The organism is Pseudomonas sp. KD5 (genome assembly GCF_012932895.1).
Taxonomy (GTDB): domain Bacteria; phylum Pseudomonadota; class Gammaproteobacteria; order Pseudomonadales; family Pseudomonadaceae; genus Aquipseudomonas.
Genome location: NZ_JDWJ01000002.1, coordinates 533,808 through 560,784 on the forward strand (window position 1 = coordinate 533,808; position 26,977 = coordinate 560,784).

The 26,977-nt window shown below is 58.7% G+C and carries 24 protein-coding genes; 11 read left to right on the forward strand and 13 right to left on the reverse strand.

Annotated elements, in window-relative coordinates:
- Window positions 1-16: 16 nt before the first annotated feature.
- The 7 genes from AF70_RS06085 to AF70_RS06115 all read right to left on the reverse strand — a co-directional run bounded on the left by AF70_RS06085 (window position 17) and on the right by AF70_RS06115 (window position 6,038).
- On the reverse strand, window positions 17-508 hold the full coding sequence (locus AF70_RS06085) for a GNAT family N-acetyltransferase (protein WP_019579224.1): 492 nt from the start codon (window positions 506-508) through the stop codon (window positions 17-19).
- A 119-nt stretch (window positions 509-627) separates the two neighbouring features.
- The gene (locus AF70_RS06090) at window positions 628-1,209 is read right to left on the reverse strand and encodes a DinB family protein (protein ID WP_028940506.1); all 582 of its coding nucleotides are present in this window, start codon (window positions 1,207-1,209) and stop codon (window positions 628-630) included.
- 18 nt (window positions 1,210-1,227) lie between these two features.
- Complete coding sequence (zapE, locus tag AF70_RS06095) at window positions 1,228-2,346, reverse strand: cell division protein ZapE (RefSeq protein ID WP_019579226.1); 1,119 nt, start codon at window positions 2,344-2,346, stop codon at window positions 1,228-1,230.
- Window positions 2,347-2,577: 231 nt separating this feature from the next.
- Window positions 2,578-2,919: a nuclear transport factor 2 family protein gene (locus AF70_RS06100; RefSeq protein WP_019579227.1), complete on the reverse strand. Its 342-nt coding sequence runs from the start codon at window positions 2,917-2,919 to the stop codon at window positions 2,578-2,580.
- Between the two features lie 52 nt (window positions 2,920-2,971).
- On the reverse strand, window positions 2,972-3,688 hold the full coding sequence (locus tag AF70_RS06105; protein WP_019579228.1) for a YafY family protein: 717 nt from the start codon (window positions 3,686-3,688) through the stop codon (window positions 2,972-2,974).
- Window positions 3,689-3,964: 276 nt separating this feature from the next.
- The gene (speB, locus tag AF70_RS06110) at window positions 3,965-4,924 is read right to left on the reverse strand and encodes an agmatinase (protein WP_028940505.1); all 960 of its coding nucleotides are present in this window, start codon (window positions 4,922-4,924) and stop codon (window positions 3,965-3,967) included.
- Between the two features lie 22 nt (window positions 4,925-4,946).
- Window positions 4,947-6,038, reverse strand: a complete 1,092-nt coding sequence (locus AF70_RS06115) for a polyamine ABC transporter substrate-binding protein (RefSeq protein WP_019579230.1) — start codon at window positions 6,036-6,038, stop codon at window positions 4,947-4,949.
- 101 nt (window positions 6,039-6,139) lie between these two features.
- On the opposite strand from AF70_RS06115, the gene AF70_RS06120 reads away from it, so the two are divergent.
- The 3 genes from AF70_RS06120 (at window position 6,140) to AF70_RS06130 (ending at window position 9,250) form a co-directional block, all read left to right on the forward strand.
- The gene (locus AF70_RS06120) at window positions 6,140-7,033 is read left to right on the forward strand and encodes a LysR family transcriptional regulator (RefSeq protein ID WP_028940504.1); all 894 of its coding nucleotides are present in this window, start codon (window positions 6,140-6,142) and stop codon (window positions 7,031-7,033) included.
- A 212-nt stretch (window positions 7,034-7,245) separates the two neighbouring features.
- Complete coding sequence (locus tag AF70_RS06125; RefSeq protein WP_028940503.1) at window positions 7,246-8,721, forward strand: nucleobase:cation symporter-2 family protein; 1,476 nt, start codon at window positions 7,246-7,248, stop codon at window positions 8,719-8,721.
- Between the two features lie 55 nt (window positions 8,722-8,776).
- Window positions 8,777-9,250, forward strand: coding sequence for an LEA type 2 family protein (locus tag AF70_RS06130; RefSeq protein ID WP_026331693.1), 474 nt, complete (start codon window positions 8,777-8,779; stop codon window positions 9,248-9,250).
- An 8-nt stretch (window positions 9,251-9,258) separates the two neighbouring features.
- Here the strand turns inward: AF70_RS06130 and AF70_RS06135 are convergent, their stop codons facing one another.
- Both AF70_RS06135 and AF70_RS06140 read right to left on the reverse strand, forming a co-directional pair.
- Window positions 9,259-10,821 carry an alkaline phosphatase D family protein gene (locus tag AF70_RS06135; protein ID WP_028940502.1) on the reverse strand — a complete coding sequence of 521 codons (1,563 nt, stop codon included), beginning with the start codon at window positions 10,819-10,821 and terminating at the stop codon, window positions 9,259-9,261.
- 68 nt (window positions 10,822-10,889) lie between these two features.
- Window positions 10,890-11,813, reverse strand: coding sequence for a carbon-nitrogen hydrolase family protein (locus AF70_RS06140; protein WP_028940501.1), 924 nt, complete (start codon window positions 11,811-11,813; stop codon window positions 10,890-10,892).
- An 85-nt stretch (window positions 11,814-11,898) separates the two neighbouring features.
- Between AF70_RS06140 and AF70_RS06145 the strand changes: the two genes are divergently transcribed.
- Window positions 11,899-12,819 carry a LysR substrate-binding domain-containing protein gene (locus AF70_RS06145; RefSeq protein WP_028940500.1) on the forward strand — a complete coding sequence of 307 codons (921 nt, stop codon included), beginning with the start codon at window positions 11,899-11,901 and terminating at the stop codon, window positions 12,817-12,819.
- On the opposite strand, the gene AF70_RS06150 is transcribed toward AF70_RS06145, so the two are convergent.
- The gene (locus AF70_RS06150) at window positions 12,812-13,063 is read right to left on the reverse strand and encodes a hypothetical protein (protein ID WP_007937833.1); all 252 of its coding nucleotides are present in this window, start codon (window positions 13,061-13,063) and stop codon (window positions 12,812-12,814) included. The two genes, AF70_RS06145 and AF70_RS06150, sit on opposite strands and share 8 nt — an antisense overlap.
- Before the next feature lie 166 nt (window positions 13,064-13,229).
- Here AF70_RS06150 and AF70_RS06155 point away from each other — a divergent pair, with 166 nt between their 5' ends.
- A complete protein-coding gene (locus tag AF70_RS06155) occupies window positions 13,230-13,547 on the forward strand; it encodes a YqjD family protein (RefSeq protein WP_019579237.1) in 318 nt (105 codons plus the stop codon).
- A 34-nt stretch (window positions 13,548-13,581) separates the two neighbouring features.
- On the opposite strand, the gene AF70_RS06160 is transcribed toward AF70_RS06155, so the two are convergent.
- Window positions 13,582-14,622: an Ldh family oxidoreductase gene (locus AF70_RS06160; protein ID WP_019579238.1), complete on the reverse strand. Its 1,041-nt coding sequence runs from the start codon at window positions 14,620-14,622 to the stop codon at window positions 13,582-13,584.
- 229 nt (window positions 14,623-14,851) lie between these two features.
- On the opposite strand from AF70_RS06160, the gene AF70_RS06165 reads away from it, so the two are divergent.
- Window positions 14,852-19,675 (forward strand): dermonecrotic toxin domain-containing protein, encoded by a 4,824-nt coding sequence (locus AF70_RS06165; RefSeq protein ID WP_028940499.1) that lies wholly within the window; start codon window positions 14,852-14,854, stop codon window positions 19,673-19,675.
- Window positions 19,676-19,773: 98 nt separating this feature from the next.
- Entirely contained in the window at window positions 19,774-20,775 is a 1,002-nt protein-coding gene (locus tag AF70_RS06170) for a FecR family protein (RefSeq protein WP_019579240.1), read from the forward strand.
- 56 nt (window positions 20,776-20,831) lie between these two features.
- On the opposite strand, the gene AF70_RS06175 is transcribed toward AF70_RS06170, so the two are convergent.
- Window positions 20,832-23,177 carry an acylase gene (locus AF70_RS06175; RefSeq protein ID WP_028940498.1) on the reverse strand — a complete coding sequence of 782 codons (2,346 nt, stop codon included), beginning with the start codon at window positions 23,175-23,177 and terminating at the stop codon, window positions 20,832-20,834.
- A gap of 234 nt (window positions 23,178-23,411) precedes the next feature.
- On the opposite strand from AF70_RS06175, the gene AF70_RS06180 reads away from it, so the two are divergent.
- Window positions 23,412-23,813: a hypothetical protein gene (locus tag AF70_RS06180; protein WP_018926106.1), complete on the forward strand. Its 402-nt coding sequence runs from the start codon at window positions 23,412-23,414 to the stop codon at window positions 23,811-23,813.
- On the opposite strand, the gene AF70_RS06185 is transcribed toward AF70_RS06180, so the two are convergent.
- Entirely contained in the window at window positions 23,803-23,991 is a 189-nt protein-coding gene (locus tag AF70_RS06185) for a hypothetical protein (protein WP_018926107.1), read from the reverse strand. The genes AF70_RS06180 and AF70_RS06185 overlap by 11 nt on opposite strands.
- Before the next feature lie 158 nt (window positions 23,992-24,149).
- On the opposite strand from AF70_RS06185, the gene AF70_RS06190 reads away from it, so the two are divergent.
- The 3 genes from AF70_RS06190 to AF70_RS06200 all read left to right on the forward strand — a co-directional run bounded on the left by AF70_RS06190 (window position 24,150) and on the right by AF70_RS06200 (window position 26,976).
- The gene (locus AF70_RS06190; RefSeq protein WP_169342466.1) at window positions 24,150-24,287 is read left to right on the forward strand and encodes a hypothetical protein; all 138 of its coding nucleotides are present in this window, start codon (window positions 24,150-24,152) and stop codon (window positions 24,285-24,287) included.
- A 295-nt stretch (window positions 24,288-24,582) separates the two neighbouring features.
- Window positions 24,583-25,824 carry an MdfA family multidrug efflux MFS transporter gene (locus tag AF70_RS06195; RefSeq protein WP_026331694.1) on the forward strand — a complete coding sequence of 414 codons (1,242 nt, stop codon included), beginning with the start codon at window positions 24,583-24,585 and terminating at the stop codon, window positions 25,822-25,824.
- Window positions 25,825-25,845: 21 nt separating this feature from the next.
- Complete coding sequence (locus AF70_RS06200) at window positions 25,846-26,976, forward strand: acyl-protein synthase (RefSeq protein WP_026331695.1); 1,131 nt, start codon at window positions 25,846-25,848, stop codon at window positions 26,974-26,976.
- Window position 26,977 lies beyond the last annotated feature (1 nt).

Here is a 26,977-nt window from a genome sequence, read left to right on the forward strand (position 1 = left end):
CCGCATGGATTGCGGACTAAAGCGCTTTGGTCCAGAACAGCATCCGGCCATGCGCCGGGTCGAACATGCCTGGCGAAAAACCGAATTTGCCATAAGATGCCTGGGCCACTGGATTGCCTTCCAGCACTTCCAGGGTGATTTTGCAGGAGCCGCGCTGACGTGCGATGTCCTCGACTTTGTGCAGCATTTTCTGGCTCAGTCCCAACCCGCGAAACTTCGACACCACGACCACATCGTGCACGTTGACCAATGGCCGACAGGCAAAGGTCGAAAAGCCTTCGAAGCAATTGACCAGCCCTGCCGGCTCGCCACCGACAAACGCCAATACACTGAAGGCATGGGGCCGCTTGGCCAGCTCCCCCGGCAGTTGTTGCAACACATGGGTAGGCAACGACTTACCGCCACCCATCGGGTCTTCGGCGTAATGGTTCAATACAAGACAAATCGCCTCGGCATGTGTCGGATTGCTGTAACTGGCCTGAAGCACAAGAATTTCTGCGGATTCCATTTCCACCCTCGATCACACATGAAGTTGCCCCAGTTCGCTTCTTGCGCACTGAAGGGTCCTGCGACCTTATCGCGAGCACCGGGGTGCCGACAACTGGATCCTGTTGTGATCGCGCGTGCTCAAGCACCCCAGATCAGTGCCTCGGTCCATCCCAGCTCGGCAAAATCCTCGGCCCTCAACCCCGCCTCACCGGCACAGAAAAACTCGTCCAGTTGCGGCGGCTTGACCGAAGTGCCGCTGAGCATCGCGTGAACCTGCCCGCGATGGTGAATCTGGTGCTCGAACAGATGGGACAGCAGGCGTAATCGGCTGTCGTGTTGCGGGGTATCGCGCGCAATGGTCACGATTCGCCCGAGCTCTGCGTCACGCAATTGCTCGCAGTAGGCAATCAGTCGACGGTCGACCAGCGCTTGCTCGCGCTTGAGATCGGTGCCGTCGGTGAATGGCTCATCCTGGTTGAAAAACACATAGCAATCGGGATGCGGCTCGTCACCGCGCAACTCCCGCTCCAGGGCGTCCGCATAGAACCAGTCGCACGTCAGAATGTGGTTGAGGGTTGCGCGCAGGCTGGGGAAAAAACTGACGCGCGGCGCCGCCAACTCAGCCGGGCTCAGTTGCATCCAGGCCTTGGCCAGTCGGTGATTGGCCCAGGCGTTCTGATAGGCCATGGTCAGCAAATGGTGGGACAAGGGCTGATTCATGTTCACTGCTCCCGGCCATCAAGCCTCGGCAAAACGTTTTAGCTGCATCTCCTGCAAACGGCTGAGGGTGCGGCGAAACGGGAATTCCAGATAGCCCTCGGTGTACAACGCCTCCATCGGTACCTGCGCTTCGAGGTACAGCGGCACCTTGCGGTCGTAGCATTCGTCCACCAGGGCAATGAACCGCCGCACGCCGTCGTCATGCACAGACAATTGCGGCAACTCGCGATCCCCCGCCGCCACCCGCTCGACACCGTCTTCAGTGCCGCGGGCGATGCGTCCTTCGCGTTTTTGCGCGCTGAGATTGGGCACGTCACTCAACAGAATAGCGCTGAAGGTGTCGCACAGGGCCATGAAGTCCATGGCGGCAAAAGGCTGCTCGCAGACCTCGGTGTAACGGCACCAGAGCACGGTTCGACTGGCCTGCATGACATTGACCGAACGGTAGCCGATCTGCACCGGAGCGCTGGACAGCGCCTGGCCGACGGTCAAGGCCTTGAACACGTCGCCGAGGGCACCGGGCTGACCCGGAACGTTCACCCAGTAACGCTGCAGGCCGGCGCCGGGGTGCAGCCGATGATCTTCCCCGCCATCCACCGCAATCACCTGCATGTGTTGCTTGATCGCGCTAATCGCCGGCACAAAGCGGTCGCGGTTGAAGCCATCGGCGTACAGCTGATCCGGCGGTTGGTTGGAAGTGCAGACCACCACCACGCCCTGCTCGAACATCACTTGGAACAAGCGCCCGAGAATGATCGCGTCACCGATGTCGTTGACGAACAGTTCATCGAAACACAGCACCCGCACTTCCTGGCTCAACTCGCGGGCCAGGGCCTTCAGCGGGTCGGCGGTGCCGGTCAACTGGAAGGAGCGCTGGTGCACCCAACCCATGAAGTGGTGGAAGTGCTGCCGCCGGGCCGGGACGCGCAGGTTTTGATAGAACTGATCCATCAACCAGGTCTTGCCGCGCCCAACCGGCCCCCAGAGGTACACGCCGGTGATGGGCGCGCGGCCTTCCTGCAAGGCTTCGTGGCATTTTTGCAGCGCCCACACGGCATGTTCCTGGGCTTCGTCCTGGACGAAGCCCTTCTGTTCGATGGCGTGTTGCCAGGCGGTTAAGGGAGAGTCGACATTCATGCGCGGCAGTATAGGCAAAGCGCGATTCATGTGGGAACGGGCTTATTGTAGTGAAGAGGACTTGTGTGGCGAGGGGGCTTGCCCCCGTTCGGCTGCGAAGCAGTCGTACAACCTTTACATGCGGTTTAACGTTGAGAATGCTGGGGGTGCTTCGCACCCCAACGGGGGCAAGCCCCCTCGCCACATAAGCCCCTCACCACACGAGCCCACTCCCACAGGTTCTGCGTCGGCTTACAGCGAGATGTCCAGCCGGGCGATCTTGCCCTGTTCATTGAGGCGGAACATGTAGCGCAATTCCAGCGGGCTGCCGGGAAAGGTGCCGGAGATCAGGTTGTGCACCAGCACTTTGCCGGTGCGCAGTTGAACGTCAAGCACCTCGACCCGCGGCTGATAACGTTGCGCAGTGTCTTGCATCCATTGGGCGATGGCTTGCGTGCCGACCTGATGCTGCCCCTCATCGAACACGTTGGCATCCTCAGCGAAAAAACTGGCGATCCTCGAGGTGTCGCGAGCATTGGCGGCAGCAATGTAGGCGGCAATGGCGGGGGCCAGTGAAGAGGCTGGATTGGACATGTTTACGGCTCCTTGTGAGTTGATTCTGGAGCCATGCTAAAACAAGTCAGTGTCAGTTCTTGTCAGGAGTGAAACGCCCTGCTTCGTCCAGTTGCATCTGCTTGCGCCAGGTGCGCAACAGGTCGCTGCGCCGCCCCGGGTAGCGCTCACCCTGTTCACTGGCGGCCGAGATCCGGTCGGTGCGAAAGGTGCGATAGGCACTGCGCAACTCACACCAGGCGACGATGATCCGCACCTCATTGAGAAACCCCAGGGCCAGTGGCCAGATCAACCGTTGGCTGGGCACCTGGTTGGCGTCTGCGTAATCGATATGCAACTTGGCCTGATCGCGGATGGCTTGGCGAAACACATTCAACGGCACGGCGTTTTGCGGATAGCCATAACCCGGCGGCCCCGGCAACACCGTCGGGTTACGCAAGGCGTCCTGGGCCGTCGGGTCGAGCACCGCGGCGATTTTTGCCAGGGCATCGGCCGCCGCTTTGCTCAACACCTCATCGCCCCGCTGATCCACGTAGCGCAGGCCGAGCACGATGGCTTCGGTCTCATCGGCATTGAGCATCAAGGGCGGCAGAAACAGACCGCTGCGCAACACATAGCCAATCCCCGCCTCGCCAAAGATCGGCGCGCCGAGTGCGGTGAGTTCAGCGATGTCGCGGTACAGCGTGCGCTCGGAAATCTCCAGCTCGCTGGCCAGTGTCGCGGCAGTCACCGGACGACTTTTGCCGCGTAGCACTTGTAACAAGGTCAGTAAACGAGTGGTTCGCGACACGGTCGGCAGGCTCCTTTCTGGAAGTCGCCGGAGCTTAGCAGAGGCTGCTGTCAGAAAGTGGCAGGAGCGAAAGTCTGACACAGCCCGGAGCGGGTTTATGTGGCGAGGGGGCTTGCCCCCGTTGGGGTGCGAAGCGCCCCTAAAACCAGCCTTCGCGGTCTTGCATTAGAAAATGCAGTGACCGGTTTACGATTGCTTCGCAATCGAACGGGGCGGTGCGGCGGTCCGGCAAGCCCCCTCGCCACACAAGCCCCACCCGCCACATCGGCTTGCCCGTTACCGATTGACCTTATGCCTGGCCGCATACAAGCACAGCATTTCCATGGCCAGGGTCGCCGCAGCCAGTGAGGTAATGTCGGCGTGGTCGTAGGCCGGCGCCACCTCCACCACATCCATTCCCACCAGGTTGATCCCGCGCAAACCGCCAAGAATCTCCAGCGCCTGCACCGTGCTCAAGCCGCCGCACACCGGCGTCCCGGTGCCGGGCGCGAAGGCTGGGTCGAGGCAGTCGATGTCGAAGGTCAAATACACCGGGTGATCGCCGACCCGCGCACGAATCGCCTCGACAATCGCCTCGCACCCTTGCCGATGCACCTGCCGCGCATCCAGCACCTGAAAGCCCTGATGATCGTCATTGGTGGTGCGCAAGCCGATTTGCACCGAACGCGACGGATCCACCAGCCCTTCTTTGGCCGCGTGCCAGAACATCGTGCCGTGATCGACACGCTTGCCCTCTTCATCCGGCCAGGTGTCGCTATGGGCGTCGAAGTGAATCAATGACAACGGGCCGTGCTGGCGGGCATGGGCCTTGAGCAGCGGATAACTGATGAAGTGATCGCCGCCGAAGGTCAGCATCGCGCAACCGTTATCCAGGATGTGCCCGGCGTGGGCTTCGATGCTTTCCGGCACCGAATGCGGCGCGCCGTAATCGAAAGCGCAATCGCCGTAGTCGATGACAGCCAAGTGATCGAACGGGTCGAACGTCCACGGCCAATGGCGTTCCCAGGCAATACCAGTGGACGCCGCCCGAATACCGCGAGGTCCGAAACGCGCACCGGGGCGGTTACTGGTGGCGGTGTCGAACGGCACGCCGCTGACCACCACGTCGACGCCACGCAAGTCGCGGCTGTAGCGCCGGCGCATGAAACTGGTGATACCGGCGTAGGTGCTTTCGGCGGCAGTCCCGTAAAGACTGTCGCGGGTCATGGCCTGATCGTTCTGTGCAGGGACGTCCATGGGCGTGTTCCTTATTGTTGGTTTATTGGCGACTACGGAAAGTGGTCCACAGGCGGGTGCGCTGACGCATGTCCTTGAGGCTCATGCTGCGGTCGGCATACAGCCGCTCACGCACCTCGGCCTGCGGGTAGATGTCGGGATCGCTGCGCACCGCCTCATCCACCAGTGGCGTCGCCGCCTGATTGGCCGTGGCGAAGAACAGCGTATTGGTCAGTGCGGCAACGGATTCGGGGCGCAACATGAACTCTATGAAGGCTCGGGCGGCTTCGGGGTGCGGCGCGTCCTTGGGAATTGCCAGGTTGTCCTGCCATACCAGTGTGCCTTCACGTGGAATGCGGTAAGCCACCTCGAACGGTTTATTGGCCTTGCGCGCCTGATCGGCGGCCATGCTCGCGTCGCCGTTGTAGGTCAGTGCCAGGCAAACGCTACCATTGGCCAGATCATTGATCTGCCGCCCGGTGGCGACGTACAGCACCGACGGCTGTAGCTGACGCAACAGGGCGTCGGCGGCTGTCAGATCAGCCTTGTCGGTGCTGTAGGGATCTTTACCCAAATAATGCAGCGCCAGGCCAATCACCTCTTGCGGCGAATCGAGAATCGCGATGCCGCAGTCTTTCAGTTTGCTGGCGTATTCGGGCTTGAACAGCAGGTCCAGGCTGTTGAGCGGTACGTTGGGCAAGCGTTGTTTTACCGCTTCAACATTCATCCCTAGCCCGAGCGTGCCCCAGGTGTAAGGCACGCCATACCGATTGCCGGGATCGACCGCCGCCAGTTTTTCCAGCATGTCCGGGTCGAGGTTGGCGTATCCCTTGAGGCCATCGTGAGGAATTTCCTTCAGCGCTCCCGCCGCCAGGCCGCGCGCCAGGACGCTGGACGACGGCACCACCACGTCGTAACCGCTGCCGCCGGTGAGCAGTTTGGTTTCCAGCACTTCCGGCGTATCGAACGTGTCGTAGCGCACGTGGATGCCGGTTTCCTTTTCGAACCGCTGCAAGGTCTCGGGCGCGACGTAATCGGCCCAACTGTAGAGATTGAGGACTTTTTCTTCAGCCTGGGCCGGCACGGCCATGGCGAGGAACAGTGCGGGTAAACACAGCTTGAAGAGCGGAGCCATGACGAACACCTGACCGGAGGAAGTGGTTGCAGGATGCTTCGTCGATTACATTGGAAAAATACCAAGTTAGTTATCCTGACTTTATAGCGGAGTAATGTTTGATGCTCGGTCAACTGCATGATCTGGACCTGCACCTGCTGCGCCTGTTTGTCAGCGTGGTGGAATGCGGAGGCTTCAGCGCAGCCCAGGGTGACTTGGGGTTGAGTCAGTCGAGCATCAGCCAGCAGATGGCCAAGCTCGAAACCCGACTCGGTTATCGCCTGTGCAGTCGCGGCAAGGGCGGGTTCAAGATCACGCCCAAGGGCGAACAGTTGCTCGTTGCCACCCGTGCCTTGTTCGAATCCATTGAAGCGTTCCGCCATCAATCCAACGGTGTGGCCGGACGCTTGATCGGCGAAGTGCGCCTGGGTTTGTCCGAAGCGCTTGACCAGTCGGTGCTGCAACGGGTGGCCGAGGCGATCCGACGCTTTCGCGAACGGGACGAATCGGTGCGCATCGAGTTGATCAGCGCCATGCCCGGCGAAATGGAACGGCTGTTACTGCAACAACGGCTGGACCTGGCGATCGGCTATTTCTCACAGGCGCAGCGTGCTTTTGACTACCGCGAACTGTTCACCGAAACCCAGCACTTGTATTGCGCCTCCGGGCATCCGCTGTTCACCGATGACGCACCTGACGATCAAGCGCTCCAGACCTGCGACCGGGTTGATCATCCCTACCGCTTTCTGCGCAGCGATGAGCCGTTTCAGGGCAAGCTCTGTTCAGCGCGATCCGAGCAGGTCGAAGGCACCCTCGCCTTCATTCTGTCCGGCAAGCACGTTGGCTACCTGCCCGATCACTTCGCCCGGAGCTGGGAAGACAAAGGGTTACTGCGTGCCGTGCGCCAGGGTGATATGAGCTTCGAGGTAGCGTTCCACCTGGCGCGCCATCGCGCACAGGTGCCGGGGGATGCGCAAAAGGCGTTTGAAGAGGATCTGCTTGCGGCGTTTGCTTGAAGAGCAAGTGGGCTTGCCCGCGAAGAACGATGACGCGTAATACCTGAAAAACCGCGGCGCATTCTTCGCGGGCAAGCCTCGCTCCTACAATACTTTCATCGCGCAGCTGCCGAAGGCTGCAATCATTTGACCTTGCTTTTGCCGTGGCCAGACCGTTCTGGCATCCTGCGCTCCCTTTTCTGACCGGCCCGCCTTCTGGCACGCACCTGACCATGACCGCAGCTGAACAAACCGCTTCCCAACGCCACAACGATCTGATTTACGGCCTCGACGACCGCCCTCACCTGACCGCCACGGTCTTCGCCGCCCTGCAACACGTACTGGCGAGTTTCGTCGGCATCATCACCCCGACGCTGATCATGGGCAGTGCCTTGGGCCTGCAAAGTGAAGTGCCTTATCTGATCAGCATGGCGCTGTTCGTTTCGGGGCTGGGCACGTTTGTGCAGGCGCGGCGGTTCGGCCCGGTCGGCTCCGGCCTGTTGTGCCTGCAAGGCACCAGTTTTTCGTTCATCAGCGTGATCCTCAGCGCCGGGTTCATGGTCAAGGCGCGAGGCGGCGGCACCGATGAAATCCTGTCGACGATTTTCGGTGTGTGCTTTTTCGCCGCGTTCATCGAAGTGGTGTTGAGCCAGTTCATCGGCAAGCTGCGGATGCTGATCACCCCGGTGGTGACCGGCACCATCATCACCCTCATGGGTCTGTCGCTGATCAAGGTTGCCATGACCGACATCGCCGGCGGTTTCGGCGCGACGGATCTCGGCGCGGCCAGCCACCTGGCGCTGGCGGCATTGGTGCTGGGGACCATCGTGGTGTTGAACCGGGTGGACGTACCATTCCTGCGCCTGGGGGCGATCGTCATCGGCCTCGCCCTCGGCTATGCAGTCGCATGGTTCATGGGCCAGGTCGATTTCGCCAGCCTGCCCGCCGTGCCGCTGATGAGCGTGCCTGTGCCGTTCAAGTACGGCTTCTCCTTCGATTGGGTCGCGTTCGTGCCGGTGGCGGTGATTTTCCTGGTGTCGCCCCTGGAAGCCGCCGGTGACCTGACGGCCAACTCGATGATTTCCCGGCAGCCGGTCAAAGGCCCGGTCTATATCCGTCGGATCAAATCCGGGCTGCTGGCCGACGGCCTCAACTCAGCCATGGCGGCGGTGTTCAACAGCATGCCGATGGTGACCTTCGCCCAGAACAACGGGGTGATTCAGCTCACTGGCGTGGCCAGCCGTTATGTGGCGTTTTTCATTGCCGGTCTGTTGGTGCTGCTGGGCTTGTTCCCGATGATCGGCGCCGTGCTGCAATTGATGCCGAAACCGGTGCTCGGCGGTGCCGAACTGGTGATGTTCGGCACTGTGGCCGTGGCCGGGATCAAGATCCTCGCCGAGGCCGGCCTGCATCGGCGCAACATGCTGATCGTGGCGATTTCCCTCGGCATGGGCCTGGGTGTCGCGGCGGTGCCTGAAGTCTTGCGCGAGCTGCCGAAGGCGCTGCACAACATCTTCGAATCGCCGATCACTGTCGGTGCGTTGTGCGCTATCGTGCTGAATATCTTCCTGCCCGAAGAGTTCATCGAGCTGGAAGAAGACGAGTTCGACCCAGAAGCCTCGGTGCTTCAGGTGATGCAGAACCCGGATGTTGCGGCCAAGGGTGAACCCGCGTCACCTGTGGCTGTCGCACAGTTGAACCGTGCGTAATGCTCGAAGGCCGAGCTTTGAGCGGTTCGGCCTTTTTCTTTACGAGAATATGTTCATGCGCAGATTGCTAGCCCTGTCCCTATCCCTTCTATTGCTCTCCCTGAGCGCCTGCGCCCTGTTCCCCAGTCGCGACCCGCTGCACATCAACGTGGTCGGTATCGAGCCGCTGCAAAGCCAGGAGCTGGAAGTGCGCTTCGCAGTAAAACTGCGCGTGCAAAACCCCAATGAAACCGCAATCGCCTACAACGGCGTGGCGCTGGACCTGGAGGTTAATGGCCAGCCGCTAGCTTCCGGCGTCAGCGACCAGTCGGGCTCGATCCCACGATTCTCCGAAGCAGTGATCGTGGTGCCGGTGAGCGTTTCGGCCTTCTCGGTGCTGCGTCAGACCCTCGGGCTGAGTCAGACGCAGACACTGGACAATCTGCCTTACGTACTGCGCGGCAAACTGGCCGGAGGTGCGTTCGGCACCATGCGTTTTGTCGATAGCGGCAAGCTCAGCCTGCCGGGCTCGATCTCCGGCACCTGGTAACGCCCCCGCTATGTAACGGGGTCGATCACCTGCGTCACACTATGCTTCAGACCTTCTACGTGCCAATTGGCCCACAGTCGGGTCTTGCCGTTGCCGCCTTCATCCGGCTCTATCGCCAGCCAGTTTCGTGCGGCGATCAGGTAACGCCCCCTTGCGCCAACAGGCAACATGGTTCCGGTGATGCCGTAGTCGATCTGTTCCTGATTGCCACCGATGGACTCCAGAAAGTGCACCGCCAACACTGGCGGCGCAGGATGCACGACGCCGGTGGAAATCAATTGGTAGATTTTCCCCGCACCATCGCTGCCATGCCGGGGCAATTTCGATTCGATCACACAGGCCCCGGCCACATGAACGTCGCCAGACACCAGCGTGACCTTGCATGATTGGGCTTTGGCGAAATCCAGCAGCCGCATGATCAAGCGCCTGCGTTCACTGCGGTGCGGCAGGCTTCGCCAGTGGTCGCGTAAATCGTCCTCGAGCTCCTGTTGCCCCACCATCACGTCCAGCGCCTTTTCGGCCGCCTGCAAATCAAGGTAGCCCACCGGAATACTCGACATCAGCAACAGGTGCTTGTGCGCAGGGACCTTGTCCAGCCAGGCATAAATCGCATCCCAACTGACCGGGGAAATGACCCGGGTTTGTTGGGCCTGCGGGGTGGTCAAGTCCGGCGCACGTTCGCTGCGTAGATCGGGAACCAGCAAGGCCAACTCGCCCAGGCCGGTGAACCCCAGGTGAAAGCCATCAGCAGTGCCGGGAATCGCACACGGATGGGTATCAGCGGACGGTTTGAGGTGAGGATGCGTCTGGATCAGTTGCTGCTGGAAAATCCTGAAATAGCGTTTGGCTGTGGCAAATAACCCCTGGAACACCGGGCTCGAATGCAATATCTCATCGTAGGAACCCCAGCCATCGATGATGTCATGGTCATCCCACATCATCACCGTCGGAATGGCGCCGAACACCTTGGCCATCTCGGGCTGTTTCCAGCATTCCAGGTAGAGCCTGGTGAAAAACTTGTCCAGATCGGCTTCGATCACCTTGCTGTAAGCGGCCTTTTGACGGTCGGCGAAGGGTTTGGCGAACCATGCTTTCATCGACGGCACACTGCTGCGCATGTCGTCGCTGTAAACCTGATCGCCGCCCATCAACAGCAGATGATAGGGCTCGCCCTGGTGAGCGCCCCACATGTGCTCCCAACGCTCGTTGTTCCGGTCTACCTTCTCCATCTCCTTGGGGTCGGAGAAACCGTTGCACGATACATAGGCAATGCGCGGCGACTGGCCCTTGGCCGGAACGACGAAGTTGGCCTGCGCACCGTCTACGGTGACCGTGTAACTGGTGGCAACGGCCTGATCCTGCGCCACTTTGAAATCGATGCGCCAGACGCGGGAATTAGGGTTGAGCAGCGGGATATCGGCGATGGCCAAGGGTGTGTCGGCAGTCACACCCTTGGGTACTTTTACCGTGGGAGGTGGCTCGCCCAAGGGTGAAACCACCAAGGCAGACACGTTGTAGATATTATTATTGATGCCACGAAACTGCAGAATCGGGCCGAGTAACAAACTCATGGCGAGTCCATCCGTTGACGGGGGTGTGAACGTCTGGAGACTAGACGACAATCACACCCCCCGACGGATTATGTGTTGAACCGAACACCCGGTTTGGCTCGCTCATCCACCGTCAACTCAAACACGTCCGGGCGCGCATAGTGCCCGACCACGTCGTAGTCGTACCGGGCGCGGATCAGGTCATCGGTGTCGATTTCGGCGGTCAGCAATCCCGCCTCGCCACGCAGCGGCCCAGCGAGAATGTCGCCCATCGGCCCGACAATCACGCTGCCGCCGGCAATCAACGGGCGCTCCGCCGGCCAGTTGGCAACGTCCACGCCCAAGGCTTGTGGCGAGTCCTGAACCTGACAGGCACTGACCACAAAGCAGCGCCCTTCATGGGCGATGTGACGCATGCTGACCTGCCACATCTCGCGCTCGTCCACAGTCGGCGCGCACCAGACCTCCACGCCCTTGGCGTACATCGCGGTGCGCAGCAACGGCATCATGTTTTCCCAGCACACCACCGCGCCGATCCGCCCGACCTGGCTGTCGATCACCGGCAAGGTCGAGCCATCGCCCTTGCCCCAGATCAGTCGCTCGGTGCCGGTGGGCATCAGTTTGCGGTGCTTGGCAATCAGCCCTGCCTGCGGGTCGAAATACAACGCGGTGCAGTACAAGGTGCTGCCGGCGCGTTCGATCACACCGATCACCAGGTTGGCCCCGGTGCGGGCCGACAACCCGGCCAAGGCGTCGGTCTCGGTACCGGGCACGTCGATGGCGTTGGCGAAATACCGGGCAAACGCTTCACGACCTTCCGGCAGTCGATAGCCGAGTTGCGTGCCGAAGCTCTCGCCTTTGGGGTAGCCACCTAGCAACGCCTCAGGCATGACCACCAGCGCCGCGCCGGATTCGATAATGGCGGTTTCCCAAGAGAGGATTTGATCGAGGGTGTCGGCCTTGCCGCCGGGCAAGGCGCCGATTTGCAGGGCAGCAACGATTGACTTGGGCATTACGGTGGCTCCGTCAGGAATGAGGTGTTGCTCATTCTCCGGCGCCACAGGATCATGAATAAAGCCCGACTCACTGCTGAATGATATGAGCCAAATGAATATCGCCACCATCGACCTCAACTTGCTCAAAGTCTTCGAAGCGCTGCACGAGGAGTCCAGCGCCAGCCGCGCCGCGCTGCGTCTTGGCGTGACGCAATCGGCGGTCAGCGCGGCATTGCGCCGGTTGCGCGAGGTGTATGGCGATCAGTTGTTCGTGCGCACTGGCCGAGGTCTTGCGCCGACGCTCAAGGCCAACCAGCTCAAACCGGTGGTCAGCGATGCGCTGAACAAATGCCGCCAGAGCCTGGCGATGGTTGATCCGGCGGCCCATCAATACGACGGGCGCTCAGTGACCGTGGGTTTGTCGGATGACTTCGAAATCGCCTACGGGCGACGATTGATCGAGGAAATCGCTCACCGTGCGCCGAAACTGCGCCTGATCTTTCGCCAGACCCACAGCCAGATCGTCGCCCGGGCCTTGATGGAACGCAGTATCGATCTGGCGATCACCGCAGGCGGGTTTGCCGAGCGTTTGCTCAGCCGTCAGGTGCTGGGTGAAGGGGGTTATCTGTGCCTGGTGGATCCCCTCAGTCTGGCCGAGGGACAACAGAGTCTCAGTCTTGAAGAATTCGTCACCCGCGAACACATTCTGGTGTCCTCGGGTGGTTTTATCGGGATTACCGATGAAGGTCTGGCTGCGCTGGGATTGAGTCGGCGGGTATGCGCATCGACCACCCACTTTGCCGCACTGCCCTATCTGCTCAAGGGCAGTCAGGCAGTGGCGACCATTCCGGCCCATGCGGCGCAAAGTATCGCCGCCCTCAGTGGACTGGCGCTGCTGCTCTGCCCTTTGGCGCTGCCGCGTTACCCGATCGAACTGGGCTGGCGTACCAGCACGCAGCTCGATCCGGTGGTGTTGAAAGTGCGTGAAGCGATTGCCGCGATTTTTTCCGGGGCGTTTATTTAGCGGCCATCAAGCGATTGACTTCACTGCGCACCATGTTCGCGAATTCCGGCGGCGACATGCCGTCGAGTTCGGAGCGTACCCATTCCGCCCATTTGCCTTTGCGCTTGGCGCGCTCACCGAACAACCGTGCGGCTTCGCCCTTGGCTTTGCCCAGGTTGTTTTGCCAGAGTTCGAACAGACGGGATTTTTCATCTTCAAGCGCCGCGCGCTCGGCGAGGGGTTTGTCGGCCAGATTGAAGCTCATGGGGAATTACCTGCTGCGTAAAATAGGCGACATCTTACACTGTAGGAAGAAATGTCCTGCGCTGGATTTTTCTTCAGGGTTACGCCACCGCGCAAAATTGCTGCAACTTTTTCAATCGCCGCAGACTCCATTGCTCACTGTCCATTCATCTGTAAGGAGTACACCAATGGCCCGCAAATACACCGATCAAATCGCCGAGGATCAAATCAAGGATCAGGTCTTCAGCGAACTTCAGGCCCTGATCGAAGAATCGGAAAAACTGCTGAAAAGCAGTGCTTCACTGGTCGGCGAGGAAGCGGACACCCTACGTGGACAAATCGCCCAGAAACTCCAGCAAGCCCGAAGCTCAGTTTCCAGCGTCCGCGACCGAACCCAACCCGCAGTCGACGCCACCGAAACCTACATCGGCGGTCATCCATGGCAAACCGTGGCCATTTCTGCGGGCTTCGGCTTGGTGGTTGGTCTGTTGTTGGGTCGGCGTTAAACCATTGACCACTGCGAAACCTGTGGGATCGGGCTCAAAGCCCGGCCAGTTCCCGCAGATTCGCCAGCGTCTGTGGATCGAGCGCAATGCCTTCAACATTGGCTTTGGCGCGTTGCAGGTGACGCCGATCACCCGGTAAACGCTTGAGCCCCACACCATGCATCTGCCGGACCAGTTCCTGACTGCGTTCGGCAAAATTCTGCCCCGCCGCTTTGCTCGGATCGATCACGATCAGCAGTTGCCCGGTCCAGGGGGTTTTGGCCCCCGGATGGTTCGACCAGTCGAACTCGAAAGAAAAGTTGCCACCCGTCAACGCCGCCGCCAACAACTCCACCATCATCGACAGCGCCGAGCCCTTGTGCCCGCCAAACGGCAGCAACGCGCCACCTTCGAGAATGGCTTTCGGGTCCTGAGTCGGCTGGCCGAGGCTGTCCACACCCATGCCCGCTGGCAAGCGTTCGCCTTTACGCGCGGCGATCTGCACGTCGCCATGGGCGATGGCGCTGGTCGCCAAGTCGAAGACAATCGGCGCACCGCCGGCCCTGGGCGCGGCGAAGGCAATCGGGTTGGTGCCGAACAGCGGACGATCGGCACCGTGCGGCACCACGCAGGTCATGCTGTTGACCACGCTCAGCGCCACCAATCCTTCGTCGGCAAACGGCTCGACGTCCGGCCACAAGGCTGCGAAGTGATGGGAATTGCGGATCGCCAACACCGCAATGCCGGCACTGCGGGCTTTTTCCACCAGCAAGGGCCGCGCCGCCGCGAGGGCCGGTTGGGCAAATCCATTACCGGCGTCAACCCGGACAAAACCCGAGGCCACGTCCTCGACCACCGGCACGGCCTGGCCATTGACCCAGCCGCTTTGCAGCGTCGACACATAACCGGGAATCCGGAACACACCGTGACTGTGAGCCCCGTCACGTTCGGCGCTGGCGCAGTTGAGGGCCAGGGTTCTGGCCACATCGGCTGAGGTGCCATGGCGCAGGAAAATCTGTTCGAGCAATTGAACGAGCGCGTCGAAATCGAGGTTTTGTGTGTTCGAGTTGACGGCCATTTCAGGCGATGCGGTCATCTGAAGCTCCGGTTTTATTATTGGGTATGGGCAACAGGTCAAGCGAGGTTGCAGGGCAACCGAAAAAAGTCGTCGATTAAGCGCTGTTTTACCGGCGTCCTGTCAAGCCTGCGACAAAGGATAAGCTCAAGCAATATGTACCGCACCCGGGCTTTCCATTGACCCTACTGTTTTCCCTCGACCCAACGACCTGCGATCGCCATCGATCGCAGCCCATCGAGGAAAAATCATGACTGCTCCAGCACTGCCGTATTTTTTCGACGAGGCAGAACGTGCATCCAATGCCAAACAACCCGGTGATCGCGAGAAAGCGCTGAACTTCACCCTTGATGACCTGAAATGGTTAAAGGGCGTTTACCTCCCGACCCAAGTAGCGCGCAAGACACACAGCAAACCTATGCACGTCGACCGATTGCTTCTAAGCCAAACCGGTGCGGCCGATATTCCACTGGCCGGAGCCTTCGCAATAAGCCGGCCCAATGACGGCGAGGTAACGCTCTACACACCCTGGAAAGGTCTGATCAAATTCGCCGACATGGACGACGTGAAAAGCAAACTCAAGGAGTGGCTGGTGCAGGACACCGGAAAGCGAGAATTACTGCGCTACCTCTCAATCGAACAACGCACCGCTTTGCTGGCAGCCGCCACGCCAGACATCACCCTACAAGCCATCGAAGGGGCGGTATTTCAGGATCAGGAGGCTGTCCTCGAACGCAATGGGGCCCACAACATCCAGGTAATGATGGGCGAGCTGATAAAGACTCCGACCCTGCAGGCGATGCTCGATGAAACCCTCAAGATTGCCTTGGCCAGGTCCTTCCCCGAATTGGACCAACGCCACACGCGACTGGAGAGCTTTATCAACACCGTTTCCGCCTTCGACAATACCGAATATAGCCACAAGATGTCCGCGCTACCGCTGGGCACCGCCCTCCTGCAGTACTACCTGACCAATCAATGGCCCGTTGGCGACTACCGGATTTTTTCCCACCCCCGACACGGCGTGAGCAGCGACGCCGATAACCAGGTATGGGAAAGTGCGATCACGGAAATCGCGCAAAGTTTTACACCACACCTGCAAAGCCTGCTCGAGACGTTCTGGAACATGCCCATGAATGGCGGACAATCTCGTGCTGAGTTTTTAACCGAGTGCATGCGCGACACCTATCACGTGAATCTGTTGCTCAGATGCCAGCAAGGTGTTTTGTCCGTGCAGCAATACCTGCGCCTTATGAACATCAGCCTCATGCCCACCCCGGGCGCGTCTCTGCGTATTGAAAAAGTGCGCGTCACCGCCCCCTATAAGCACTATGCGGAACTGGCCTCGACCTTGATGATTGGCGGTGACGATACGCTCGGTTTTTTGTACACCCAATCCCGAGGCATCGAAGCCACGAGCGACCTGCCCGCCATCAAGAGCATCGTGTTGCGCATGCTGAAAAGCGAAGGTCATGAAGACACGCTGCTCAATTTCATGTCGCTGGATGAGCGCGGCACGTTTCTTGACCTGAAACCCCATGACACAATGCTTATCGGTGAACCGATTGTCGGTCCGGTGTTTGAACAACTGATGGCGGACGTGCTTGCCAAACAATCGCAAAACCTGAGCTACGCCTTGAGCCGGTACCGTGAAAGCGAAGGCACGCTCAACCTCCACGCCCTGCTCGACAAGGCGCTGGATGTTCGAGGCCTGATCGACGATCGGCTGCTGGTCCCCGACACTGCCGGGCGCTGGAGCACCCAAGCAGACCAGCGCTGGAGCGCGCAACCGGCCACCGTGCGCGCCGAGTCGGCCAAAGAACAGCTGAGCCTGCTCTCCACGGTCGAACAGGCGCTCGAACAACGCCTTGAAAACCACCCCACCATTCCCGCCCTAACCCGCACGGTCGCTGAAGCGCAGCGTATTGTCGGTTCATCGCTGGAAGGCTTGCAATCGAGCTTCACCCATACCCTGTCAACGGCACTGCGCAGCGAACTCAAACTGCGAACCGTCGCCCATACGTTAGGTGCAACGGAACAGGCGATCATCAAAACGGTGCTCGATGCCCCGGTGCACCTGCAACGCACTGCACTTAACGGTTTTCTGCCCGACGTGTTTTCTCTGGCGCTCAAGGTGGACGACTCCGCCGACTTATTGAAACTGGCCAGTTGTTTTGTGCTGACTGAACGAGGCGGACTGGACCCGATACATTCGGGCAAGGCCATTGTATGGACCCCGGCGCTTGGCTTCGAAGCATTCCCGTCACTCAAACCCTTGCTGACCGAACTAGAAAGACGCCTGCAAGACCAAGATGAACGTAGCACGCTGCTGGAAAACCTCGGACGCGACCAGCGATTGCCCAGGCAGATAGTGAACCTGGCACCTCTGCAGCGGGTACACGGCAATTTCTTCGATCATGTACAAAGGCCCAATGTCCACCTCGACCTGACGTCCATCGAGGATGCGCTGAAGACACCGCTTTGCGTTACGAACCTATCCAGGTTGCTGAACCTGGTGGCACTGCGTGAACCGAAGACAGGGTTACAACGTGCAACGGACATCGCCCGGTCCCTGACAACCCAGCAAATGCTTCCGGCATGGCTGGCAAAGGCCTCTATCGCAGACCAGATGCTGCACGGAGAACTGCTTCAGCAATATCTGAATAACACCACCGACGACAAGGACTACCTGAGCGGCGTTCGCACGTTGGCGCGCACGGCACACCATGAATTGCAGAAGCAACTCAAGGCAGACGCCTTCGACATTGACCCAGACAATGTGGAGATACACATCAGACCACGTCCGACATCTGGGCCAGTGATACAAACCCTGACAGAGTTTGCGCTGACCCACATTAAGGATCTGGAACAAGCCGCCTTCAAGCTGGTGTCGCTTAATGCCACCACCATTCCTGACGACATGGACCAGAGTTACATCAAAGACCTGATACGTAACCTGAAGCTGGGCGAGCATCAGCAAGTGATATTGAACACAGAGTTTGCCGATACACACATCAGCGCGGTGGATCGCAGAAAGCGGTTCGCCACGCAATTGCCCTGGCAATTGATGCACTACGCCCATTCGGAAAAACTGCAGGAGCGCCTGAGCGAGACCGGGTTTGATCTGATCCGGCAAGTCATGGACATGCCCGACGCCATCGCCCGTGCCGCAGTCGACGGTGCAAATGCGATCATCCGCCCACTTGAGTTCATCGGTATCAAGAGTGGCCAGACCATCAAAGTGCCAAGCCTCTATTTGATCGGTTCAACGTCGGACAGCGCAGGACCACAGGTGCTTATAGCGCCCTATAGTCCTCGGCATGGGGTGAAAGAATATGACAATGAACAACAACTGGTGACCGAAATGAAGACCCGGGGCGCGCTGCATCACTGGGTACTCAAGAATCTGCCGCAGCCTGATCGGATCCTGGTGGAAAACCGGATGGCGCACACCAGTAATCGCCTCAACGAAGTCACCCTGGCGTCCAGTCCGATCAAGGGAAACCTGTTCAGGCACTTATTCAACGACAACGCCGCATTACTCGCTCGTTTACTGGGGTGTCAGTCGGACAACCATGCTCAGGGCGAATGGGCAACCATCAAGCATGTATTGGGTGAGGACTTGCATCAGGCTTTTACGTTTTTCATGGGCAAACTCGCTTATCCGATCACGGTATGGCGCAGTTACCGGGACATCAAGCAGTCTGCCGAAGACCTGCAAACGCACAAGTGGGGGCCCGCGATAAAGGCGTTCATCAGCGGTATTGCGCAACTCGCCACCTTGCGTCAATCGATGGAAAACCAGACGCCCTCATCCTTGTCCGTGACTGAGCCGACACCCGCAGCACCCGACACCCGGTTCAAATGGAAAGATGTCGACATCACCGCTCCCGAACGCACTCACTTGCAGCGCTATGAGAGTCCCGATGTCGATCTGGGCTCATTGACGCCGAACCCGACGCTTGGGCTTTACACCCATCCGACGACAAAAAAACACTATGCCCCGGTTGAAGGCAAAGTGTATCCACTCGAAAAACGGGGCGCGCGTTGGTGCATCGGCGGCGACGATGCCCATGGCCCCAATCTTCGCCTGAACACCTCCAAACAATGGGTGCTGGATTTGAAAGCGCTGGCTCCGCGCTACAGCATGCTCAACCGATTGGAGACCGCTCTTGCTGTAAGGGAAGGAATGAATGTCGAAGCCGATGGGATGGCAGAAATCCGCATGCTGTTTCCCGTCAGGGCTCGATTGATCGACGAAAGTCTTGACCAGGCGACCACGTATGCCTGGAACGCTTTTCGCAACCTGCAACTACTCAGAACCTCGGGTAACAAGGTCACTCCTGTGCATCAGCTCATTATGGAGTTTCTCGATGTACCGACAGTGCTACCCGAGCATATGACGATGCTCGAAAAAGTCGTCGGCGATATTTTTGGTGCTTTGCTGGATCCCACACTCAGGGAAGCCAGGTCCGAGCGGTTTGTGGTCGGAAGCGTCCATGAAGGCAGGGAAACCACCTTTGCCTTCACGATTCCTTCGGACCGCAAGCGCAAAGTCTATCTGGCAGAGAAATTCTTTCTCCCGTATTTCGACCATTACCGCAATTACATGTCTGATGCATCCTTCCCCATCCGGCCTCATGCCCGTGCCTCCACCTTGATCCACGAACTGTCGCACATTGTGTGCGACACAGAAGACCTTGGTTATCTCGACGCCTCCAGACCTTTTGCCGACTTGATAGAAACGTCGAGCTCCCGGGCCAGAGACCTTAAAAAAGCACTGACTGACGTTCAGCGGACCGCCTTATCGAGCAAGTCGCCCTTGAATCAGCTGTTCAAGCTCGAGAATGCTGATTCCGGGCTATGGGAAGATTTTGGCAGTACTACTTATGACAATACTGATCGGATGCTGGAACATGTTTTGAAATTAACGGGTGAACAGACTCTGGACGATGCCCGCAAGCGCTTCATGAGGGACTCAACGACCAGACTGGCTGTGCAACTCAGCAATGCTGATAGCGTGTCCTGGCTAATCGGTCAGTTAGGGCGACAATTGCACACCAGCACTCCTTGAACCATAAAAATAAGCGCCACTTTGATGGGGAAATGCCATGACGGCTGTTCTCGCAGACTTCCCCTCAAGGTTAGAATGCAGGAAATCAGGATGAGTCAATGACCGACCACTCTCTCTCGCAAGCCCAATACGACGCCATCACCGATGCCGCTGCGCACTGGTGCATGCGTCTGCACGCCACCGACTGCACAGAAGAGGAACGCCTGGCGTTCGAGCAATGGCGTGATGCTCATCCGCTGCACGCCTTCGAGTACGAAGCCATGCTGGAGATCTGGGATGTTGCGGGGGATTTACCTCGTCCTGAATCCGCCACACCGGCTGTTCGGCTCAAACCGACAACGCCCTGGCGCACCTTCGGCATCGCCGCCACTGTCTGCGCCCTGGCGCTGCCACTGGCGGCGTATACCGGATGGAACCTGGGGTGGCTGCCCAATGCCTACCAGCATTTCGAGGCGACCGATAATGTTCGTCAGGTCACGCTGGGTGACGGCAGCCAGGTGGAGCTGAACCTGGGCAGTGAACTGACGTTCAGCAATTACAAGGATCAACGTCGTGTCACGCTGAAAAAAGGCGAAGCCTTCTTCAGCGTCAGCCACGACCTGCAGCACCCGTTCATTGTCAGGGCGGGCGACGGCAGGATTCGCGTCACCGGCACCCAATTCAATGTCTGGATGTATGAAGACCAAGTACGTGTGAACCTGATCGAGGGTTCCGTGCTGGTGACCAGCAACGATGCCCTGCCCGGCGACGGTCTACGCCTGGAACCTGCGATGCAGGCACGTTACAGGCACGGCGACTTCACGCCACAAATCAGCCAGACCTATGCCAACGACCAATCGCTGGCCTGGCGCAGCGGCAAACTGGTGCTTGATAACCTGGCGCTGACCGACGCCCTGCCCTTGATCAATCGTTATCTGAACAAACCGGTGATGCTCGCGGACCATAGCGCTGGTTCGATTCGCCTCGGCGGTATCTACAACATCAAAGAACTCAATAACCTGGTGGCTTCGCTGCCCAAGGTGCTGCCGGTCTACCTGACCCGCAACCAGGACGGCAATCCGGTCCTCAACTCAATGCCTCAACAAGCCCCAAAAAGCTGAAGGCCGCGACCCTTGCGGGGTGCGGCCTTCACCTTTTCATTTAAATGCTATCGCTGTTATTGCGCGGCGATCTTCCCTGCTTTTTCATCCTGCTCGCGGATCGTCTGAGCCTGGTACTGCGGATCAGCCGTGATCTGCTGCTCGCTGAACGGCAACACACTCAACTGTTTCTTCGAAAAGGCCTGTGTCTGGTCCCGGGAATACTTCGACGCCGGGTCACTGGACAACGAGAATGCCAGCAACCCCTGAGCCTGCGGCCCCTTGTCATCGAACGTCACCACCTGCAAATAGCTGGTGCCACTGACGACTTCACGTTTGCCGTCGGTTCTCGGCACGCTTTGAATGGCGTTATACACACCCAGCGTGCCTGGCCCGCCGTGGATCGGCGTTTGCTGCCCGCCACTGCTGGCCACCTGGATATCGCCCCAGCGGCTATCGGCCTTCAAGCCAAGGCTCTTGACCTTTTCTACCGAAGCCAGCATCGCCGCCCGAACCGCTTTGGCGACTTCCGGCCGTTCGATTGCCAGGCCACGCGGTGTGGTTTGCGGGTCCTTCGTATCGAACGCCACACGCCAGAAGTCAGGGGTTTGCTGCAACGCCAGCATGACGTTCTGAAAATGCACAAAGCCCAGCCCACTGTCCAGATTCACTCGGTGATCCCAAGCCTTGAGACTCGCACACAAGGGCGTCAGCGTCGGCGCATCGGTGCCGAGGTCCGCGGCACAGAATTGCAGCAGGTCCGGCATCACCAGGGCCGCCTGATACACCTGATCGTCCATCACCATGTGTTGCAGATCCGCCGCTGCTATAGGACCCGCCTTGTTCAAAAAGCTCAGGCGCTCCAGGGCGAAGCGCGAACGCAGCCCCAATGGCTGGCTGTCCTGACTGATCAATGGCGAGAAACCGGTGAGCGGTTGTGCCGGATTAGCCATCCAGGCCGAATCGTTGGAATGCTGCACAAAATCCTTGCGCAACAGTTGCGGCAACTTGTCTGCCGCATAAATGCCTTTTTGCGCAGCGTGCGGGTCGATGTCCCAGGCACAAGCACCGTTGGAGCCGTCGAGCAGGATCATCTGTAACCCCGCTCGCGGATCGCTGCACTTGGCCAACTTCTCGGCACTGACGTTCGGCACCACCGACAGGTTCATGTAAAGCGTCTGCCCCTGATCGTCCACTGCCAGGGTGTTGACCCACGGGATCCCCTGAATCTTGTGCACCGAAGCCTGTAAATCCTTGAGGCTGGCGGCACGATTCATCGCGTACCACTGCTGCAAGACCCGGTCGTTATCCAGGTTGGCATCGCGCAGGCTGTAGGCAAACTGATTGTTCCAGTCCAGTTTTCCGGGCCATTGCACAATCGGCCCGAACGCCGAGCTATAGACCACATGAGAAATCTGCCGGGTCTGGCCATCGGGTTGCTTCACGCTGACCGCCAGCGTCTGCTTTTTCATCGGCAAGGACTTGCCATCGAGCAGGTAGCGGGTCGGCTCCTTCGGATCGAGTTGCAGGCGATACAAGGTGAAGTGCTTGGACGAATCCACGGTGTGGGTCCATGCCAGATGCTGATTGAACCCGATGTTAATCATCGGCAGACCGGGCAACGCGGCGCCCATCACATCCAGTTTGCCGGGAATGGTCAGGTGCATCTGATAAAAACGCATCCCGCCCACCCAAGGGAAGTGCGGATTGGCCAGCAGCATTCCGCGACCGTTGAACGAACGCTCACTGCCAACCGCCACGGCGTTGCTGCCGCGATCCAGAGCGAAGCGTTGCATGCGCGAAGCCGCCAACTGGAACGACTCCGGGTCGCCTGCCACATGAGCGACGGCGTTAGGCGGAGTCGCGCCGGCCAGTGCTTCGGCAAACTGCCCCACGCCGCCTTCGACCAACAATCGACGAGTCAACTTGACCAGGTCCTGGGCGGTAATTGCGCGCACCCATTCGCCCTGGCATTGCTGCGGTAAACCTTGCGCTCGACGCTCTGTCAGCGAACGGTTGTAACCCGCCACATAACCTTCAATGAGCTCACGGACTTCCGGAGTTTGCGCCTGCCAGAAACCGGCGACAGCCTCAGGGGTGTTCAGCCAGTTGAAAAACAGATCGCTGGCCAGGTTGCCGCGCTCCTCGAGCGTCACCTGCTCCGGGCCAAAATACCGCGAACGCTCGCCATTGACGGTGACGATCTCATTGGCCAGCAAGCACAAGTTGTCTTGAGCGTAGGCATAGCCAATGCCATAGCCGAGCCCACGCTCGTTTTCGGCGCGGATATGCGGTACGCCGAAACTGGTACGACGGATGTCGGCCGTCGCCTGCTCTGGCTGGCTGCGCGCGTTTGCCGCAAGGCTCAGCCCCAGAAACACACCCGCCAGGCTCAACCTGGTTAACTGCCTGGAAATAATCACGCTCGCTCCTGATCGAAAAGACGTATGACACGCAATGCGCCTTCCAGAAAAACGAAGCAAACACCAAAAAAATTAGGTCTTTGAGGGCATCCCCAATGCCCTTCTCACAGAGCGCTGACGTCGCGGCGACAAATTTTCTACATGCAGGTCTTCATTATTTCCCGGCTCGTTCGTCTTATTGATCAAGAGCACCCATCACATTTTCATGATCAGGCTCTGGAAAGGAGTTTTTGCATGTACAACCCGCAACTGCCAACGGATGGTAGCCATGCATCAAAGGGCAGCGCCATGAGCTCCGGTGCTTGCAATCAACAGACCGAACGCCAGGGCAACGAACGGATCAGGTTTTTGCTCAAGTGCTTTGGCCTGCGGACCAGCCTGATTCGCCTGAAAGTCATCGACGCCTTGCTAAGCGCCGCCGAAGGCGACCGCAGCCTGGGTGTGCGCGGTGTGCACAGTCATTTGCTGGACCTGGACATTCCCCTGTCCTTTCTCAGTGTCCGCGAAGTGTTGAAACGCCTGTGCAGTGAAGGCGTGATCACGCTCAATCCAGACAAAAGCTACAGCCTGCATCCACAGGCTGTCGCCGTCCTTCATGGTGAGCAATCAGGCCAGCAGGCGTCGCTCAAGGCTTGACCTTGCGACGCATCACGCCATTGATCACCACCACAACCACCGCCACGCCAATGGCGATGTACTGGAACAGCTTCTCACTGATGAACCCTGCGTTCTGCAGCCAGGAAAGGCCGAACATGATCCCCAGTACCACCAGGGAAATCAGAATCGAGTATTTCAAACGTTGCGACTGGGTCATTACGGGTTCCTGAACCAAAAAAATGTATCCGGTTTGTATCCGACTGCATACCAAACCCCTACAGTTCTGTGCGAATGCGGGGCTGCAAACGGGGTCTCATGTTACAGCCGATGAAGAGTTTTGACTTCATTGCGGCGATAACCATGAGGATTTTTAAAATGCTCCGTCGAATCACACGGCTGATTCCACTGCTCGCCCTCCTGACCCTGAGTGGCTGCATCATTTTTCCTAATAACGGCTGGCATGGCAGCCACCATTACGACCGTGACGGACACGGCTACTATCAGCGTCGATAACGTTAATTTGCTTTCTTGACCAGAGAGCAATTTACTGTTCACTCACAAGACGAAGAACTTTCCTACACCTCGCGTAAAAATGCCTGCTCTATAGCAGGCATTTTTGGGTAGAACCGTTATTATTTCGCTGTAATTTTATTTACAAATTTACTCTTCTTTCTCTTGACCTCCCAACCAGACATATAACGAAAAACATTGAAACTCTTAGCCTCAAATAAGCACATGTAATCATTCATGAGCCATGGTTATTCTTGCTCCGCTGCTTTATCCAACTTCCAGCACCGACAGGAACACCATGCGCAAACCTTTGATAGATATAAGTCCGCCTCGATTATTTGGTTTTTGCCTTGCGATCACTCTTTTCGAGCTGCTGACTTATATGGCCAGCGATATGATCATGCCGGCCATGTTGACCGTAACCCATCAACTGGATGCCAGTCCGAGTCACGTCCCATATGCCTTCAACCTTTACTTGATTGGCGGCATTCTGCTGCAGTGGCTGATCGGTCCATTGTCCGATCACTTCGGTCGTCGCAGGCTGTTGCTCATCGGTTGTGCGGCGTTTGCTCTGGCCTGTGCCGCGGCGTTCTACGTGCAGAGCATTCTTGCCTTCAACGGCTTGCGCCTGATTCAGGGCATCGGATTGGGATTTGTCATTGCAGTCAGTTATCCAGCCCTGCAAGAGGTCTTCTGCGAAGCCGACGCGGTAAAAATCATGGCGTTGCTGGGGAACGTTGCGCTGCTCTCCCCGCTTCTCGGCCCCCTGCTCGGCAGCCTGGCGCTGGAATGGCTTTCCTGGCGGGAGCTGTTTTTAGTGTTGGGCGCCGGTGGCGCGACGGTCTGGTTCGGGCTTTACCTGTTCATGCCGGAAACCGTGGGTACTGTGCGCCAGGACGGTCAACAATTGGCCGCAGTGCCCTTTGAATGGAACGGCACTGTGCGCCGATACGCCGCGTTGCTCAGCAACACGCAATTCCTGAGCGCTACCGTCGCCCTCGGACTCATGAGCCTGCCGTTGATTGCCTGGATCGGCTTGGCGCCAATCTTGCTGATCCAGGGCCAAGGACTTTCTCCTCTGCAGTACGGCCTGTGGCAAATCCCGGTATTTGCGTCCGTCATTCTCGGCAATCTGATACTCAATCGATTGCTTGCCAACACTGAACTGCCCCAACTGATTCGATATGCGCTCTGGCCATTTTGCGGCGGGCTCATTGCATTGATCACCATAACGTTCACCGGTGCTTCAACGGTGCTGTTGGTCAGTTGCCTATCGCTTTACGCCATCGGTCTTGGCATGAGCAATGCCGCGCTGTACCGGCTCGCCCTGTTCTCCAGCGACGACAGTAAAGGCCTGGTCTCGGCCATGATCGGCATGATCTCCATCGCCGTGATGGGTGGTGGCGGCTCGATCATTGCCGCTCTGGGTGCCGGCGACAGCCTTGAAGCTTTCGCCCTGATGGCCGGTCTCACGGGACTCTTGTGCCTGGTGCCCTTACGACTGTTTCTGCGCCGCTCTCATATCACGCTTGCCGTCTGACACCACCCCACAGGTCTCTTGATGATCCATCTACCCCACACCGATGCGCTTTGCGCGTTAGCACAACCCTATTGCCTGGAATCCATGCCAGAAGGTCTGTTCGATCAGGCAATGGGTGAAATCAGCCTGTTTCATTGTCATCACACGCCCGGATATGAACGCTGGCTGAACGCCAATGGGCTTGCTGCCAACACCCTGGAGACACTGGATGACTGGTCCAGGCTGCCGCCGATTTTCGCCAATTACTTCAAACGTCATTTGTTGTTCGGCCCCACAGGCGAAGACGCGTTGGAGCTGACATCATCCGGCACCAGCGGCCAGAAGAGTCGCATGCGCTACGACCATCGCAGCATGACCGCGGCACAAGGCATGGTGAACCACATCTTCCGGCATTACGGCTGGGATACTCCGCACACCCCCTGCAATTACCTGCTTCTGAGCTATGAACCCGAGGCTGCCACCACATTGGGCACGGCCTACACCGATCAGTTTCTTTGCAGCTATGCCCCCGTCAATCGAGTCGTTTACGGCTTGCGCCTGACCGGAAAAGGCCACGAATTCGACCTTTTCGGTGTGATTCGTGCCTTGCAGGAGTTTGCCGAGGAAGGATTGCCCGTTCGCATTATCGGTTTTCCGGCATTCCTTTCGCATGCGCTTCAATGCATGGAGGACACCAGCGTCGCCGATTTGCAGTTGCCTGCCCAGTCACTGGTGTTTCTGGGCGGTGGCTGGAAAACCCAGGCCGCGCAGGAGATTCCCCTGCATAAGTTGTATGCCCGCATCAACCGGCAATTGGGTATCGACCTGTCCCGCTGTCGGGACGGCTACGGCGCCGTAGAGCATGCCGTGCCCTATATCCAGTGTGCCCACCATCATTTTCATGTACCGATTTACTCGAGGGTTTTCGTGCGCAACCCATCCGATTTCACTGTCCAGCCCTACGGCCAGCGCGGCTTGCTGGGATTCGTCTCCCCGTACATCTCGTCCAGCCCTGCTCATGCTGTGGTCATGGGCGATCTGGCGACATTGCACCCCGGCACAAGTTGCGGATGCGGCTTGGCGACCGATTGGTTCGAACTGCATGGACGTGCCGGCACCACCGCCAGTCGCAGCTGTGCCATGGCCGCTTCAGAACTGATCGGGGGGGCTTGAT